Annotated in this window: 11 protein-coding genes; 2 read left to right on the top strand and 9 right to left on the bottom strand. The window is 72.9% G+C overall.

Annotated elements, in window-relative coordinates; all coding sequences use genetic code 11:
• Positions 1–7: 7 nt before the first annotated feature.
• On the bottom strand, positions 8–2,122 hold the full coding sequence (locus tag IH45_RS0100250) for a beta-galactosidase trimerization domain-containing protein (RefSeq protein ID WP_032916568.1): 2,115 nt from the start codon (positions 2,120–2,122) through the stop codon (positions 8–10).
• 313 nt (positions 2,123–2,435) lie between these two features.
• On the opposite strand from IH45_RS0100250, the gene IH45_RS0100245 reads away from it, so the two are divergent.
• Positions 2,436–3,689 (top strand): lactonase family protein, encoded by a 1,254-nt coding sequence (locus tag IH45_RS0100245; protein ID WP_394298647.1) that lies wholly within the window; start codon positions 2,436–2,438, stop codon positions 3,687–3,689.
• Positions 3,690–3,698: 9 nt separating this feature from the next.
• Here the strand turns inward: IH45_RS0100245 and IH45_RS0100240 are convergent, their stop codons facing one another.
• The 8 genes from IH45_RS0100240 to fdh all read right to left on the bottom strand — a co-directional run bounded on the left by IH45_RS0100240 (position 3,699) and on the right by fdh (position 14,621).
• Positions 3,699–5,429, bottom strand: a complete 1,731-nt coding sequence (locus IH45_RS0100240) for a SulP family inorganic anion transporter (protein ID WP_030659533.1) — start codon at positions 5,427–5,429, stop codon at positions 3,699–3,701.
• Complete coding sequence (locus tag IH45_RS0100235; protein WP_030659531.1) at positions 5,426–6,766, bottom strand: diacylglycerol/lipid kinase family protein; 1,341 nt, start codon at positions 6,764–6,766, stop codon at positions 5,426–5,428. The genes IH45_RS0100240 and IH45_RS0100235 overlap by 4 nt, the downstream gene beginning before the upstream one ends.
• 160 nt (positions 6,767–6,926) lie before the next feature.
• Entirely contained in the window at positions 6,927–8,258 is a 1,332-nt protein-coding gene (locus tag IH45_RS0100230) for an FAD-dependent oxidoreductase (protein ID WP_234440373.1), read from the bottom strand.
• Between the two features lie 55 nt (positions 8,259–8,313).
• Complete coding sequence (locus IH45_RS0100225) at positions 8,314–8,823, bottom strand: MarR family winged helix-turn-helix transcriptional regulator (RefSeq protein ID WP_032916567.1); 510 nt, start codon at positions 8,821–8,823, stop codon at positions 8,314–8,316.
• Positions 8,824–8,966: 143 nt separating this feature from the next.
• On the bottom strand, positions 8,967–9,353 hold the full coding sequence (locus tag IH45_RS0100220; protein ID WP_030659525.1) for a hypothetical protein: 387 nt from the start codon (positions 9,351–9,353) through the stop codon (positions 8,967–8,969).
• Positions 9,350–10,429 carry an NrfD/PsrC family molybdoenzyme membrane anchor subunit gene (gene nrfD / locus IH45_RS0100215; RefSeq protein WP_199810595.1) on the bottom strand — a complete coding sequence of 360 codons (1,080 nt, stop codon included), beginning with the start codon at positions 10,427–10,429 and terminating at the stop codon, positions 9,350–9,352. Before nrfD ends, IH45_RS0100220 begins: the two co-directional genes overlap by 4 nt.
• Entirely contained in the window at positions 10,426–11,376 is a 951-nt protein-coding gene (locus tag IH45_RS0100210) for a 4Fe-4S dicluster domain-containing protein (protein WP_032916566.1), read from the bottom strand. Before IH45_RS0100210 ends, nrfD begins: the two co-directional genes overlap by 4 nt.
• A complete protein-coding gene (fdh, locus tag IH45_RS0100205; protein WP_030659518.1) occupies positions 11,373–14,621 on the bottom strand; it encodes a formate dehydrogenase in 3,249 nt (1,082 codons plus the stop codon). The genes IH45_RS0100210 and fdh overlap by 4 nt, the downstream gene beginning before the upstream one ends.
• A 304-nt stretch (positions 14,622–14,925) precedes the next feature.
• Here fdh and IH45_RS0100200 point away from each other — a divergent pair, with 304 nt between their 5' ends.
• A complete protein-coding gene (locus IH45_RS0100200; protein WP_030659516.1) occupies positions 14,926–16,404 on the top strand; it encodes an aminotransferase class I/II-fold pyridoxal phosphate-dependent enzyme in 1,479 nt (492 codons plus the stop codon).

The following is a 16,404-nucleotide window of genomic DNA, read 5'->3' as shown; positions in this document are numbered from 1 at the left end:
TGCGTGCTCAGTTGATGGTGACGTTGAGCAGGGAGTACTGCGCGACCGTCAGCTCCACGCTCGCCTTGTCGCCGTCCGCCTTCCAGGCCACCGGCTTCGGCCCGGGGCCGCCGGAGCCGTCCGGTGAGCTGACCGTGGCCGCCCGCACCTGCCGGCCGGCGGGCACGGTGAGGGTGACGGTGCAGGTGGTGGGCTTGGTCGTGAAGGCAGCGGGGGTCTCGCCGAAGGCGGTGAAGTTGACCAGCTGCACGATGGTGGCGTCGCCGAGGTGGCTCAGCTCCAGGTGGACGCGGGGGTCGCCGGTGAGCGTGACGGCGGGCGGGGCGGCCGTACGGGCCGGTTCGAGGAGCCGGTCGGCGGTGGGCTGGTCGGTGCGGGTGAGGTATTTCAGGCCGAGCAGGTCCTTGATGAACCAGCAGGTGCCCTGGCCGAAGGTGTTCCGCTTGGTGGCGGGCACCGCGTCCGCCTTGCGGAAGCCGAGGACATCGGCGAGGGCGTATTCGCCGCGGGTGCCGCCGTGCTCGTCGAGGCCGGTGGGCGCGGGCCCGGTGAGGACGACGGTGCCGCCGCCCGCCACGTACGCGCGCAGCACGTCCGCCTCCGCGTCGGAGACGGCCTGGAGGTTGGGCAGGTACAGCACGCGGTACCCGGCCAGGTCGTCGGCGCCGACGCCGGGGCTGGGCACGGTGTTGAACGGAATGTGCGCGAGCACCAGGGATTTGACCGTGCCGCGGAACTCGCCCAGCCACTGCTGCTTGGTGCAGCTCTCCTCCGGCGTGTCGAAGCTCCACCAGTCCTTGACCCCGGCGGGCGGCTTGGTGTTGACGTACATGCCGCTGCCTTCGACGGGGCTGACGAAGTCACGCGACGAGGACGAGTGGTAGACGCCGACCCTGGCGCCGGAGGCGGCGGCGAACAGCTCCTCCTGGTGGGCCGCGACGAAGCCGTACATCCGGGTCCGCATCGCGGTGTCCGTGCTGTCGGTCTTGAACGGGCTCTTGACCTCGTACGGGTTGCAGCCCGCCGCCAGCGTCTCGGCCATCACCAGCGACGCGTCGTCGGCCTTCCAGCCGTAGGAGAAGGCCCAGGCGGGCTTGGTGCCGCTGGCCGCGCGGGCGTACTTGTACATCGAGATCAGACAGGTCCAGTCGGAGACCGTGGCGTGGCGCATCCCGTCGTAGTTGCCGAGGATGTCCACCTCCCACACGTGGCTGACGCCCTCCGCCCGGCGCAGGTACGCGCCGTCGAGGCCCACGGTGGTGGCGTACTTGTAGTCCATGGTCACGGTCTCGACGAAGGTGACCAGGTCGGGGTTGACCGAGCGGCCGGCGGCGGCGATGTCGAGCTGGAATTGGTTGAGGTTGTGGTGGCGCCACTCGACGTAGCGGCGGAAGCCCGGGTTGGTCCAGTCGACCTTCTTGGGCAGCGCCAGGCCGGTGTCGGCCCGGAAGGCGTCCGCCGCCCAGGTGGAGGCGTCGCACCAGCTCAGCGCGCCGTCGAAGTAGATCGGCACGTCCGGCCAGATGGCGTCCACACCGGTGCCCGCCAGGGCCTTGATCCGGGTGAGGTAGTGGTCGCGCCAGGGCGAGTTGGGGCTGACCCAGCAGCTCTCGTCGCCCGGGTCGACCCAGACGACCAGGCTGCCGTAGAAGACGTTGGGTTTGCCGTCGAGGCCGCGCTGCACCCAGTTCTTGCCGTCGCTGTTCTTGTAGAACGACTTGCCCTTCTCCCCGCCGACGCTGATGACCTCCAGCGACGGGTAGTAGACGATCACCCGTATCCCGGCGGCGTGCGCCAGGTCGGAGAACCGCTTCATCTGGGCCATGTGCGTGCTGAACTCTTTGTCCGGCAGCCAGTTGGACAGGATCGTGTCGACCTCGATGACGCTCACGTTCTGCGCCTTGAGCTTGTCGATCACCGGCTTCATGTCGCGGGGTTCGGCGTCGTCGTCGAACGTCCCGTCCGCGATCCGGGCGAACCTGGCCCAGTCGGGGAAGGCGGCGGGGGCCGCGGGCCCCGACGGTCCGGCTGCCGCTGCGGTGCCTGCCGGAACGGCCGGGGCGGCTGCCCATGCCGCGCCCGGCGGGCGTCCCCACAGCCCCGGCAGCAGGCTGGTGGCCACGGCCAGTCCGCCCGCCCCCAGTCCGCTCCGTAACAGAGATCTGCGGCTCAGTCTGCGTCCCTCGTTCACCCGTCTCACATCCTCATGTCGAGTACCGGCTCCGGTGTGCCGCCCCGGAACGTTCCCGATTCAACTCCCGTGCCGCGCGGTCATGCCCCGGACAAACCCAGAACGGCCAGAAGTCGCCGTATGTCCGGATCACACAAGGGGCGCGGCACACCGATGACAGCAATGGTCTGGACCTGGAACCGGACGATCGCCATGCTGTTGACGAGCACACGCCAACCCCTCCGGTGTGGAAAGGTGCCCGCCCATGCCCGCACAGCCACCCCGCCCCTCGGAACACCCTCCGGCACACCCCCTGGCACACCCTTCGGAACACCCCGAGCACACCGCCCCCGCCCCCGGCCTCGCCCGCCGCTCGCTCGTCGGGGCGCTGGGCGCCGGCGCACTCGGCGCCGCGCTCGGTGTCCACGCGTCCGCCGCATGGGCCCTGCCGTCGCCCTCCCGCCCCGAGTGCGCCGCCGGTCAGCGGCCGGTGTTCCTGGGTACGTACGGCAACGGCATCATCTCCTGCACGTACGACACCGCGACCGGCGCGCTGACCCGGCAGAGCAGCTTCCCCGGCGTGACCGACCCGTCCTTCCTCGCGGTCTCCCCCAACGGCAAGGTGCTCTACTCACTGGACAACGGTGGCCGCCAGGGCGCCGTGCGGGCCTTCACCATCGGCGCCGGCGGCGCGCTGACCGCGCTGGGCCCGGCGCGCTCCACGGGCGGCGCCAACGTCACCCACCTGTCGGTGCACCCCACCGGCCGCTACCTGCTCAGCGCGAACTACGGCGCCGGCAGCGTCGCGGCGCACACGGTCAACGGCGACGGCAGCGTGGGCGCCCGCACCGCGCTGGTCCAGCACACCGGCTCCGGACCCGACCCCGGGCGCCAGGAGGGCCCGCACGCGCACCAGATCATCACCGACCCCAAGGGCACCCACGTCTTCGCCGTGGACCTGGGCACCGACAAGGTGTACACCTACCGGCTCGACCCCGCGAGCGGCGCGCTGCGGCCGCTGTCCGAGGCCCGCTCGGTCCCGGGCGCGGGCCCCCGGCACATGGTCTTCCACCCCACGGCCCCGTACGCCTACGTGGCCAACGAGCTGAACAGCACGGTCACCGTCTACGCGTACGACGCGGCGACCGGCGTGCTGACCCGCGGTGAGAGTCTGCCCACCGTCCCCGGCGGCGCGGGTTCGGCCGTCCGCAACTACCCGGCCGAGGTGGTGATCTCGGCCGACGGCCGGTTCCTCTACCTGTCCAACCGCGGTCACGAGAGCGTCGCCCGGTTCTCCGTCACCGGCGGCGGTGCCGGACTGCGCCTGCTGGACACCGTGCCCAGCGGCGGTTCCTGGCCCCGGCACATCGGCCTCGCCCCGTCGGGAACGCTGCTCTTCGCGGCCAACCAGTACGGCAGGACCGTCGCCGCCTTCACCGTGAACCGGGACTCCGGCGCCCTCACCCCCTCCGGGCCGCCGTTCGCCACCTCGTCGCTGGGCTGCGTCCTGCCCGTCTGACGCCGCTCCTCACGCCCCGCCGCCTTCCACCCGCTCCCCGCCGGTCCACCGGGCCCCGGTACGCGCCCGGAAGGCGGCGACGGCGGCCTCCACCGTGGGGAAGAAGTGGTCCGGGTCGATGGTGCGGGTGAGCTCATAGCGTTCGATCTTGCGGCGGACGGGGTCCTTGAGTTCGGCGAAGACCAGGTGGACGCCCTGCGCGTTCAGGGTTCTGTCGAGTTCTTCCAGGACGTCGGCGGCGGTGGTGTCCACATCGGTCACCGGCTCGGCCGCGACCACGATCCAGTGGGGCGGCGGATCGGCGCGGGCGAGCCTGCGTACCGCGTCCCGGAAGGTCTTGGCGTTGGCGAAGAACAGGGGCGCGTCGAAGCGGTAGAGGACCAGTCCGGGCAGGTGGTCGGCGTCCGGATAGGAGTGGATGTCGTGGTAGCCCTCCAGCCCGTCCACCCGGCCGAGCACGGTTTCGTACGGCCACCACGCGCGCCGGAACACGTTGAGGATGGACAGCCCGACGGCGATCGCGATGCCCGGCAGCACGCCGAGCAGCGCCACGCCGAGGAAGGCGGCGACCGACAGCAGGCACTCCGCCTTGCGCTGGTGCCACAGCCGTGCCGCCCCGGGCAGGTCGGTCAGGGACAGCGACGCGGTGATGACGACGGCGGCCAGCGCGGGCTGCGGGAGGTCGCGGAAGAGGCCCGGAAGCAGCACGATCATGAGGGTGATCAGGGCCGCTCCGACCAGCCCGGTGAGCTGGGTGCGGGCTCCGGCGCGCTCCGCCACGGCCGTACGCGACCCGCTCGTACTGACCGGGAAGCCCTGGAAGAGACCGGCGGCCAGGTTCGCCGCGCCGATCCCGGCCATCTCCTGGTTGCCCCGGACCTCCTGGCCGGTACGGGCCGCGAAGGCCGAGGAGGTGGAGATCGTGTCGGCCAGCGACACCAGGGCGATCCCCAGGGCACCGGCGAACAGCAGCCCCAGGTCGTCCAGGCGGACCTGGGGAAGGGTGAACGGCGGGAAGCCCTTCGGGAGTACGCCGACCGTGTCGACGCCGTGCCGGTCCAGATCGAAGAGGGCCGTCGCGCCGATCGCCAGCACCACCATGACGAGGATCGCCGGCACCTTCGGCAGCACCCGCTGCAGCACCAGGACCAGCGCGACCCCGGCGCAGCCGACCGCGGCCGCCGCCGGGACCGCCTCGCCGTCCGCCAGGCCCCGGACGAAACCGGCGGCCTCGTCGATCAGGCCGTCCCCGTCGACGCCGAACCCCAGCAGCTTCGGCAACTGCCCGATCATGATGGTCAGCGCCAGCCCGTTCATGTAGCCGATCATGGTCGGCTTGGAGATCAGGTCGGCGACGAAGCCGAGCTTCGCCACGGACGCCAGGACCATGACGGCGCCGACCATGAGGGCGAGCATCGAGGCGAGCGCGACCGCGCGTCCGGGGTCGCCGTCGGCCGCGACGAGCGGCAGCACGGTCGCGGCGATCATGGGGCCGAGCGAGGAGTCCGGGCCCAGCACCAGGATGCGCGACGGCCCGCACACCGCATAGCCGACCAGGCACAGGACGGACGTGTACAGGCCGGTGATGGGCGGCAGTCCGGCCAGGTCCGCGTACGCCATGCCCTGCGGCACCAGCAGGGTCGTCAGGACGACTCCGGCGACCAGGTCCTTGACGAGCCAGGCGCGCCGGTAGGACGACAGCGCGCGGAAACCGGGCACGGCCTGCCGTACGTCGGTCATCGGCGGGCGGCCCTTCCGGCGGAGGCCCGGTCCGGCACCAGGGCCAGCCGGAAGATCCGCTTCCAGGCCACGTGCGGGCGCGGGCCGGGCACCCCGGGGCGCTCCCGGGGCACGAGCACGCGCAGAGCCGACGGCCGCACTTCGCAGTGGACGGGTGCGGGGAGCGTCAGCGCCTCACCGTCGACGCCGACCGGTATCCGGTCCCGGTCCGCTTCCACGGTCACGGTCCGGCCCGTCGCCCGGGTGAGTCCGGCGGAGCGGTGCCCCCGGAGCAGCCCGGCGGCCTGCGTGGCGCTCGACACCCGTACGCCGATCATGCCGAGCACCCCGCCGTTCAGGTACGGGCGCCGTCCCAGGCCGGTGACGTCCCCCATGCCGTACGGGTTGTTGCTGACCAGCACGGCCTGCGGCCCGGAGACGACCACGTCGCCCGTGCGGGCCGTCAGATGGGCGCCGCGGTGCCCCACGAGGTAGTCCGGGAGCACGTCCGCGACGGTACGGGTCTTCCCGCCGCGGTAGGACGGGCTCTGCACCACTTCGGCGTACGCCCCGAACGACACGTTGTTCACGAAGGGGCGGCCGCCCGCCCGGCCGAGGTCGACGCGCAGTTCGGTGCCGTCCCGCAGCGCGTCGAGGGCCTTGGCGGGATCGTCGCGGTCCAGTCCCAGGTCGAGGGCGAAGTGGTTGCGGGTGCCCGCCGGGATGACCAGCAGCGGCAGGCCGTGCTCGGCGGCGACATCGGCGACGATCGCCTGCGTACCGTCGCCGCCCGCCACGCCGAGGGCGTCGGCGCCCTTGGCGACGGCCGCCTGCGCCAGCCCGGCCACATCGACGGTGCCCGGCCCTTCCAGCAGGGCCACGTCCGCCCCCAGGGCCTCCGCTCTCTCCCGCAGCCCGAACCGCGCCACCTTGCCGCCGCCGGAACGGGGATTCATGATCATGAAGGGCTGCCGGGGCGGCGCCGCCGGGGTCTCGGGCATCGTCGCCGGCCGGTCGACCCGTACGAGGGCGGACCGGCCGGCCGCGACGGCGGACAGCCACAGCGCGGCGGACAGCGCGACGACCCAGGCCACATGGCGGTTCATATACGCGATCAGCACCAGGACCGGCGCCGCGACGGCCAGCGCGACGGCGAGGGCCCGCCGGGTGCCGCGGTGTGTGAGCGCCCACCACAGGGCGGCCGCCGTCACCACCACGCCGCCGGCCCCCACGGCGAGCAGGGCGATAGCGCGCAGGCCCGCGAAGAGGAGCAGCACCACCACGGCCGCCGCTGCCGCGAGCAGCGCGGCGCGGGCCAGCCAGCGTTCGCCCGCCTCCGGACGGGTGCCGGGGCGCACGGGGTCACCCGTTCCGTACCGCGAGGGGCGGTACCGCGCGAAGTCCGTGCCGAGCAGTCAGAGTTGTCATGACGGCCTCCAGCCTGCCACCGCCAGCTTGGCACGCCGCCCGCGGTGCCGCACCCGTCCGGAGCCCGGCAAATCGGGGGATCTCGGTGCGCTACATGTCGCGGTCCTGGCCCCGGTACGCCTGCATCGAAGCGGCCATCTTCCGCTTGACCGGCGGCAGATGATTGACCAGGCGCATGCCGGTGCGCATCGCCGCGAGGACGGCACGGCCCACGACGGGCTTGTGGACCGGCGCGTTGCCGTCCATCTGCTCCAGGGATCTGCGCACCGCGTCGAAGCCGTAGTCGATCATCTGTGTCTCGTAGTCACGGACCGCGGGGACCAGGGACATCCGGCCGTCGCGGACGGCGGTGAGGTTGCGGCACAGCAGGAGGGCGTCGCGCAGCGCGGTGTTGGCGCCGACGCCGCGCCCGGGGGTCATGGTGTGGATGGCGTCGCCGATGAGGGTGATGTTGCTGGAGGGCCACTGCTCGACCGGTACGGAGGTGCGTATCCGGATCGGGAAGCAGGTCGAGGGGTCCACCAGGTCGACGAGTGCGCGCAGCCGCGGGTCCCAGGTGCCGGTCAGCTCCCGGCACAGCTCGCGCAGTCCCGCCCCGTCCCGCCGGAGGAGGTCGGCGGGCAGGTTCCGCGTGGCGCCGCTGATGCCGAGCATGATGTAGTCGCGGGTGTTGTCGAACTGCAGGCCCGGCCAGTTCTCGATGAGGTCGGCGTCGGTGGCGCCGATGCCGCTCCTGGGCGCGCCGTTCTCGTCCCAGGGGAACCGCATGACGTGCAGGATCAGGGAGTAACCGCCGGGCGCGAAGAAGAGGTTGACGCCGTCGACGGTCTTCTCGGTCAGCAGGGCGCGGGTGTGGTCCGTCAGGGGCACCTTGCCGCCGATGGCGGTGATCCCGGCGTCCTTGAGCTGCGCGTGCGGCAGGTACTGGCGGCGGACGCGCGAGTTCGAGCCGTCCGCGCCGACCAGCACGTCGCCGGTGGCGGACGTGCCGTCCTCGAAGTGCGCGGTGACCGTGCCGTCGGGGTTCTGTCCGTAGTGGGTGAAGACCTTGCCGAACCGCACCAGGTCTTCCAGTCCGGTGAGCAGCACCTGACGCAGCGTCACCCGCGAGACCGACCGTTCCGCGCCCGCCCCGTCGCCGCTCGCCCGCGCGAAGCCGCTCAGCGAGAGCACTTCCTTGTACTTCTCGGTGTACATGGTGAAGTGGTCGGGGGTGCGGGCGCAGGTGGCCACGAAGGTGTCGAACAGCTCGGGCGGCAGCAGCCTGGACAGGGCGCGGCTGCCGTCGTGGTCGATGCCGACGCGGTAGCCCTGGAGTCCACCGCCGCGGGTGCGGTCGCGTTCGAAGACCGTGCAGCTGATGCCGGCCCGCCGCAGGCCGTGCGCCAGCGCGAGGCCGCCGGTACCGGCGCCAATGATCATTACGTGCATGGGACTGCCTTCTCTTCGCTCATGGGCGGGGCCGGGCACCGGCTTCTCACGTGGACACCGGACCGGGCCTGCCGCGGCCACACTTCGGGGCGGCCACGGCGCGCAGCCGCTCGGTGTGCCGCTCCTGCAGCTCGCGGTTGAAGTCGAGGAAGTCGGCGACCAGGGCCAGCTGTTCGTCGTCGTACCGGGCGTAGACCTGCGCGGCGGAGTCCTCGACGAAGGGCGTCATCAGCGCGCGGGCGCGCTCCTGGAACTCGGGGGTGACCTGCACCAGCGTGCTGCGCCGGTCGGTGGGGTGCGGGGTGCGCGCGAGGTGGCCGCGCTTCTCCAGCCGGTCGATCATCGCGGTCACGCTGCCCGTGCTCAGCCCGAGCCGCCCGCCCAGCTCGCCGGGGGTGGCTCGCTCGGCGCTCAGCAGCAGCTCCAGGCACCGCAGGTCGGTCTCGTTGACCCCCAGCAGGCGTGCGACCTCACGGTCGAAGTCGTCGACGGCCCCCTGGTACGCCTGCACGGCCCTGCCCAGGGCCGCCCTGATCGACTCGGTTTCCTTCGGCACGCTACGCCCACCCTCTCACTCATTTCCCTTGGTTTCCAAGATACACGAGAAGCGAGAGACTGAGTCGACGGCCGGAACGCACCGGTGCCGCGGACCCTGCAATGGCGGGTCCGCGGCACCGGTGGGCGTACGGCAGAGGCTGGTCAGTCCTGGTCCGGCTGCTCCAGGACGAGCTGGAGTTCGACCTCCTGGTCGCCCGACACCGTTCCTTCCATACGGACGGCGAACGCGCGCGTCAGCACGTCCCGGAGCCGGTCCACGGCCAGCGGGCTGCCCTGGAGGTTCACGGTGACGGGGGCGGACGGCTGGGTGCCCTTGCGGACGTCGCCCTGCACTTCCGAGGTCTCGAAGTTCTCCGTCCAGACCATCGGGTGGCCGGGCTGCTTGGGCTCGTCGTGCGGGGTGTCGCCGTCCGCGCGGTCGGAGGCGAAGCAGCTGCGCAGCGTGCCGAGCACGGCCTCCGCGTCGGCCGGCGACTGCGCGCTGAGCACGACCTGCGCGGGTTCGTCGTTGTGGGGTGTGCGGGTCATGTGGGCTGTGTCCTCTCCGCGCTGGGCGCTGGGGTGGTGCGGCGGGCTTCCTTGGCCGCCCGTTGGGGTACGACGGTGTATTTCGGGTCCTCGGCGGAGGCGATGCCGGCCGCGAAGATCCCGAAGCGGGTGCACACGGAACCGGCGAGCAGGGCGAGGCCGCTCGCCGCTGCCAGGGGGCGTGCACGGCCGCCGGACAGCGCGCCGCCCGCGGCGCCGAGCGCCGTGAGGGCGCGCGCCGTACGCAGCAGCTTCCCGGCCCGGCCGGTGCGATAGGTCTCCGCGACCATGCCGAGCCGCTCCTCGGCGGCCTTGTGCACGGCGCTGTCGGCCACCGCGGCCAGGACCGCGGCGCAGCGGGCGGGCGCGGTCTCCCGTACGGGCCCGACGACGAGCGCCATCCCGGCGGCCGCGGCCGTCGCCGACGCCGCGAACAGGTACGGCAGTTCGCGGTGGGCACCGTGCCAGGCGGGTACGGCGGTATCCGCCGCGAGGACCGCGGTGTACGTGGCGACGGCCGGGCCGAGGAGCGCCGCGGCGCCGGTCGCCGCCGCGCCCGCCCGGGGCAGCCGCCCGGTGACCGCGGAGGCGGCCGCGGCGCCCGCGGCGGGCCCGTAGGCGGCCAGCAGCCAGGAGCCGACGCTCATCGGCGAGGTCGGCTTGACCACCCGCAGCATGTTCGCGAAGCGGTCCGGTCTGCCGAGGTCGTTGACGAGGGCGGCGGTGGACAGCGAGACCGCGGCGAGGGAGGAGATCTTCATCGCGGTCGCGGTGGTGGTGCGGCCCGTCGCGTGGGCGCCGGCGGCCAGCACCGATCCGGCACCGGCCAGACCGCCGAGGAAGAAGTACCCGGCGATGTCCCGGGCGCGCCAGGCGGGCGCCTTGATGACCGGCCTGCCGTAGTACGACGTGAAGTCGGCCGGGGGTGCCATGAGCTGTTCACCGCGACCGCGCCTGCCGCCCTTGCGGCGCCTTCCCCCGTCGGCGCCCGGCCCGCCGCGCAGCATCCCCGGCGCGGCGTCCCGGCCGGGGCGCTCGCCCTCCGGGCCCTCGCGGGTGACATCGGAGCCGGTCATCGCCATCCCTTCCGTCCGGTGGTCCCGGCCAGGTGTTTCAGTGCGGGCACGGCGAACGACAGTGCCGCCCCGCCGATCAGCGAGAGCGCCGCGGTGCCCGCGTGCTTCCACATCGCGGGCAGGTCGCGGGTGGTCACCACGGGGTCCGGCGGCAGCCCGTAGACCTCGGGCTCGTCCAGGAGCAGGAAGAACGCGCCGTCGCCGCCGACGCCGTCGGTGGGCTCGTGCCCGTACAGCCGCGCGTCGGTGACTCCGGCCGCGTGCAGCTGGTCGACGCGCAGCGCGGCCCGTTCGCGGAGTTCGTCCAGCGGCCCGTACTGGATGGACTCGGTCGGGCACGCCTTGGCGCAGGCGGGCTCCTGCCCGGCGCCGAGCCGGTCGTAGCACATCGTGCACTTGAAGGCGCGGCCGTCGGACGGGCGCTGCTCGATGACGCCGTACGGGCAGGCGGGGACGCAGTAGCCGCAGCCGTTGCAGATGTCCTCCTGGACCACGACGGTGCCGAACTCGGTGCGGAAGAGCGATCCGGTGGGGCAGACGTCCAGGCAGGCGGCGTGGGTGCAGTGCTTGCACACGTCGGAGGCCATCAGCCAGCGCAGATCGCCGCCGGAGCCGTCCGTTCCGCCCGCTCCACCCGGTCCTTGGCTTCCCTGCCCGTCTGTCAGCGGCAGTTCCGTACGCCCCTCGGGAGCCGGCGGGGACTGTTCGATGAAGGCCACGTGCCGCCAGGTCGAGGCCCCGAGGCCCTGGGTGTTGTCGTAGCTCATCCCGGTCAGGGACAGCCCGTCCTCGGGAATGGCGTTCCACTCCTTGCAGGCGACCTCGCACGCCTTGCAGCCGATGCACACCGAGGTGTCGGTGAAGAAGCCCGCGCGGGGCGGCGCGTCGGGGTGGCCCGCGTCCCCGGCGGGGTCCGGTTCGACGCCGCTGAGCAGGTGGTCGGTCATGTGCGGGCCTCCGTCCCGGTGGTCTCGTCGATGCCGGCGCGCTCGCGGTAGGCCGCGACCAGCCTGGGCAGGTCGGGGCCGCGCGGCCGGCGGCCGGGCCGGATGTCGGCGGTCAGCGCCTTGTCCTCCTGGATGTGGGCGTTGGGGTCGAGCGCGATGGCGACCAGTTCGTTGGCGGCGTCGCCGGTCACCACGCCGTTGGGTCCCCAGTGGAACGGCAGGCCGATCTGGTGGACCGTACGGCCCTGTACGGTCAGCGACTTGATCCGCTCGGTCACCATGACGCGGGCCTCGACGGCGTTGCGCGCGGTGACGATGGTGGCCCAGCCCAGGTGCTCCAGGCCGCGTTCGGCGGCGAGCTGCGGGGAGACCTCGCAGAAGAACTCCGGCTGGAGTTCGGCCAGGTAGGGCGACCAGCGGCTCATGCCGCCCGCGGTGAAGTGCTCGGTGAGGCGGTGGGTGGTGACGATGTACGGGTAGACGCCGGCGCCCGGTTCGTCGCCGCTCGGGTGGTAGCGGTTGCCCTCGCGGGGGTGGACGCGGCGGACCGGCGAGCGCGGCGTGGACGGGTAGAGCGCGTTCCCGAACGGGGAGTCCTGCGGCTCGTAGTGCGTGGGCAGCGGCCCGTCCACCAGCCCCGCGGGCGCGTACAGCCAGCCCTTGCCGTCCGCCTGCATGATGAACGGGTCGTCGCCGCGCAGCGCGTCGGGGCCGCTCGCGCCCTCCGGCGGCACGAAGTCGGGCGCGCGGTCGGGCACGAAGTCCGGGATGTCGTGGCCGGTCCACCGGCCCTCGGCCGGGTCCCACCACACGTACGCCTTGCGTTCGCTCCACGGCGTGCCGTCCGGGGCGGCCGACGCGCGGTTGTAGAGGATGCGGCGGTTGGCGGGCCAGGCCCAGGCCCACTCGGCGGCCACCCAGTCCTGTTCGGTGTGCGGCTTCTTGCGGGCCGCCTGGTTGACGCCGTCGGCGTAGACGCCGCAGTAGATCCAGCAGCCGCACCGCGTCGAGCCGTCGTCCTTCAGCTCGGTGTACGCGGTCAGCGGCGCGCCGTCCGGACCGCGCCCGTTGATCTCGGCGAGCACCGCGTCGGCGACCGGCTCCTCAAGCGGCCCCTCGACCGGATAGTCCCAGGTCAGGTCCTGTACGGGCCGGTCCATGGGGTCGGTGGAGGCGGCCAGCTTCGCCTTGATGCGGCGGCCGAGGTGGTACATGAACCACAGGTCGCTGCGGGCGTCGCCCTCCGGCTCGACCGCCGCGTGGTGCCACTGCACCCAGCGGTTGGTGTTGGTGAAGGACCCGGATTTCTCGGTGTGCGCGGCGGCGGGGAAGAAGAACACCTCGGTACCGATGTCCTCGGTCCGCAGCTCGCCGGTCTCGATCTCCGGCCCGTCCTGCCACCAGGTCGCCGACTCGATGAGCGAGAAGTCCCGGACGACCAGCCACTCCAGGTTGGCCATGCCCAGGCGCTGGAGGCGGGTGTTGGCGGAGCCGACGGCGGGGTTCTCCCCCATCAGGAAGTAGCCCTTGCAGGTGCCGTCGAGTTGCGCCATGACGGTCTCGTACGTGGAATGCGCGCCGGTCAGCCGCGGCAGGTGACCGAAGCAGTAGTCGTTGCCGGCGGTCGCCGCGTCGCCGTAGTACGACTTGAGCAGGCTGACGAAGTAGGCGCGCATGTCGCCCCAGAAACCCTTCTCCGTGCGGCTCGCCTGCACGAACGTGTCCAGGTCCTCGTGGGCGTGCGCGTGCGGCATCGGCAGGTAGCCGGGCAGCAGGTTGAAGAGGGTGGGGATGTCGCTGGAGCCCTGGATGGAGGCGTGGCCGCGCAGGGCCTGGATGCCGCCGCCGGGGCGGCCGATGTTGCCGAGAAGCAGTTGCAGGACGCTCGCGGCGCGGATGTACTGCGCGCCGACCGAGTGCTGGGTCCAGCCCACCGCGTAGCAGAAGGCGCTGGTGCGGTCCCGGCCCGAGTTGGCGGTCAGGTCCTCGCACACCCGCAGGAACGTCTCCCGCGGCACACCGCAGATCCGCTCGACCATCTCGGGGGTGTAGCGGGCGTAGTGGCGCTTGAGGACCTGGTAGACGCAGCGCGGGTGCTGCAGCGTCTCGTCGCGGGGCGCCTGGGAGCCGGTGGGGGCGCCGCCGGAGCCGTGCGTCTCGGACCCGCCGGCCTCCTTGACGCGGGCCTCGTACTGCTCGTCCACCTCTCCGGACGGCGCCTGGACGTCCACGCCCTCGTACTGCCAGCTCATCGGGTCGTAGTGGTGCTCGGCCTCCTCCAGGCCGGAGAAGACGCCGTCCAGGTCCTCGGTGTCCTGGAAGTCCTCGCCGACGAGGGTGGCGGCGTTGGTGTAGTGCAGGACGTACTCGCGGAAGTCCTTCTCCTCGCTCAGGACGTAATGGATGATCCCGCCGAGAAAAGCGATGTCGCTGCCCGCCCGGATCGGGACGTGCAGGTCGGCCAGGGCGCTCGTACGGGTGTAGCGCGGATCGACGTGGATGACGCGGGCGCCGCGGGCCTTCGCCTCCATGACCCACTGGAAGCCGACGGGGTGCGCCTCGGCGAAGTTCGAGCCCTGGATGACGATGCAGTCCGCGTGCTGGAGGTCCTGCATGAAGGTGGTCGCGCCGCCGCGCCCGAAGGACGTGCCGAGGCCGGCGACCGTGGAGCTGTGGCAGACCCGGGCCTGGTTCTCCACCTGGACCACGCCGAGGCCGGTCAGCAGCTTCTTGATGAGGTAGTTCTCCTCGTTGTCGAGGGTGGCGCCGCCGAGGCTCGCGATGCCCAGGGTGCGGGCCGTGCGGAGCCCTTCGGCGGACTCCCACTCCCAGGTACGGCGACGCGTCTCGATGACCCGGTCGGCGACCATGTCCATGGCCGTCTCCAGGTCCAGCGGCTCCCAGTCCGTGCCGTGCGGGCGCCGGTAGAGCACCTGGTGGCGGCGCGAGGAGCCGGTGGTGAGCTGGAGGGTCGCCGAACCCTTGGGGCAGAGCCGGCCGCGGCTGACGGGCGAGTCGGGGTCGCCCTCGATCTGGACGACCTTCTCGTCCTTGACGTACACCTGCTGGCCGCAGCCGACCGCGCAGTACGGGCAGACCGAGCGCACGGTCCGGTCGGCGGTGTCGGTGCGCGGGCGCAGCCGCTCGGTGTACGGCGACATCGCGGCGCGGCCCCGGCCCAGCGGGTCGCCCCCGGTCAGCTGCCGGTACACGGGCCAGTCGCGAACCCGTTTGCGCACGCCCATCGCTTCTCCTCCAGCGCGTCTGCGGTCCGCCATGGCGGTGGCCCCGGCGGCGGGTGCCTCCTGAAAAGGCTCGCCCGCCGAAGCTCCGGCTGCGAGCGGGGGCGGCAGGCGGCGCACCGGCGCGGCGGGACGGTGCCGCCGGTGCCGACCGGCGGCGCGAGGGCGGGTTCCCCGCGCCGGGCTGGGAAAACCCGCCCGGACGGGAAAGATCCACCGGCGCCGGGCGCGGTGCGGGCGGGGTACGGCGCGGCGGAATCGAACGGTGCGGTGATTGACCCGTCCGGGCCCGGGGAACCCCTGCCGCATGGCTGTCGATCACACGCAGGCCCCGGTTCTGGAGGCGCTGGCCCGCTACCGTCACGCGGGCGAGGTCTCCTTCACACCGCCGGGCCACAAGCAGGCCCGCGGCGCCGACCCGATGGTGCGCGAGGTGCTCGGCGACGCGGTGTTCCACGGCGATCTGCTGGCCTCCGGAGGGCTGGACGACCGGCTGGGCCGGGCCGAGGTGCTGGAGCGGGCCGAGGCGCTGATGGCGGACGCGGTGCACGCCACCCACACCTTCTTCTCCACCTGCGGCAGCTCCCTGTCGGTCAAGGCGGCGATGCTGTCGGTGGCGGGTCCGCACGAGAAGCTGCTGGTCGGCCGGGACGCGCACAAGTCCGTGGTGTCGGGCCTGATCCTGTCCGGCATGGAGCCGGTCTGGGTGGACCCGCAGTGGGACGCGGAGCGCCGGATCGCCCACCCGCCGTCGGCCGAGGCGTTCGAGCGGGCCTTCGAGGAGCACCCGGACGCGCGCGGCGCACTGGTCACCAGCCCCACTCCGTACGGTGCCTGCGCGGACCTGCGCGCCCTGGCGGAGGTGTGCCACCGGCGCGGGCGCCCGCTGATCGTGGACGAGGCGTGGGGCGCGCACCTGCCCTTCCACCCGGACCTGCCGTCCTGGGCGATGGACGCGGGCGCCGATGTCTGTGTGACCAGCATTCACAAGATGGGCAGCGGGCTGGAGCAGGGCTCGGTGTTCCACCTGCGGGGCGACCTGATCCGGCCGACGGTCCTGAAGTCCCGGGCGGACCTGTTCGGCACGACCAGCCCTTCGGTGCTGCTGTACGCCGGACTCGACGGCTGGCGGCGGCAGATGGCCCTGCGGGGCCGTGACCTGATGGGCCGGGCCCTGGACCTGGCGGACCGGGTACGCGCCGACATCGAGGCCATCGACGGACTGCACGTCAACGACCGGAACGACTTCTGCGGCCCCGGCCTGGCCCACGACTTCGACCCGCTGCCCGTGGTCATCGACGTCAGCGGCCTGGGCACGAGCGGCTACCGGGCCGCCGACTGGCTGCGCGAGCACCGCGCCGTGGACGCCCACCTCGCCGACCACCGCCGGATCAGTGCCCAGCTCACCCATGCGGACGACCCGTCGACCACCGCGGTGCTGCTCGACGCCCTGCGCGACCTGTCGCGGCACGCGGCGGAGCTGCGCCCGGCGCCCGAGGTGGCGGTGCCGACGCCGGGCGAGCTGCGGCTGGAGCAGGTGTGCCTGCCGCGCGACGCGTACTTCGGCCGGACCGAGGACGTACCGGCGAGCGCGGCGGCCGGCCGGGTCGTGGCGGAGATGCTGACGCCCTATCCCCCGGGCATCCCGGCGGCCCTGCCCGGCGAGCGGCTCGACGGGCCCGTGGTGCGCTACCTGACGAGCGGGGTGGAGGCCGGGATGAACGTGCCCGACGCGGCCGATCCCGAGCTGAAGACCGTCCGGGTGCTCATCGAGGGGAACGGCTGA

The sequence above is a fragment of the Streptomyces rimosus subsp. rimosus genome, assembly GCF_000720725.1.
In the GTDB taxonomy this organism is placed as follows: Bacteria; Actinomycetota; Actinomycetes; order Streptomycetales; family Streptomycetaceae; genus Streptomyces; species Streptomyces rimosus_A.
Note: the sequence above shows the minus strand (reverse complement) of the source record. Positions and strands in the feature narration are given on the sequence as shown.

What these genes read in the sequence shown, in the direction of transcription:
- IH45_RS0100240 (WP_030659533.1), bottom strand. Translation starts at nt 5,429, where the DNA reads ATGACCGACGTACGGCAGGCCGTGCCCGGTTTCCGCGCGCTGTCGTCC.
- fdh (WP_030659518.1), bottom strand. Translation starts at nt 14,621, where the DNA reads ATGGGCGTGCGCAAACGGGTTCGCGACTGGCCCGTGTACCGGCAGCTG.
- IH45_RS0100200 (WP_030659516.1), top strand. Translation starts at nt 14,926, where the DNA reads ATGGCTGTCGATCACACGCAGGCCCCGGTTCTGGAGGCGCTGGCCCGC.
- IH45_RS0100230 (WP_234440373.1), bottom strand. Translation starts at nt 8,258, where the DNA reads ATGATCATTGGCGCCGGTACCGGCGGCCTCGCGCTGGCGCACGGCCTG.
- IH45_RS0100210 (WP_032916566.1), bottom strand. Translation starts at nt 11,376, where the DNA reads ATGACCGACCACCTGCTCAGCGGCGTCGAACCGGACCCCGCCGGGGAC.
- IH45_RS0100220 (WP_030659525.1), bottom strand. Translation starts at nt 9,353, where the DNA reads ATGACCCGCACACCCCACAACGACGAACCCGCGCAGGTCGTGCTCAGC.
- IH45_RS0100245 (WP_394298647.1), top strand. Translation starts at nt 2,436, where the DNA reads ATGCCCGCACAGCCACCCCGCCCCTCGGAACACCCTCCGGCACACCCC.
- nrfD (WP_199810595.1), bottom strand. Translation starts at nt 10,429, where the DNA reads ATGACCGGCTCCGATGTCACCCGCGAGGGCCCGGAGGGCGAGCGCCCC.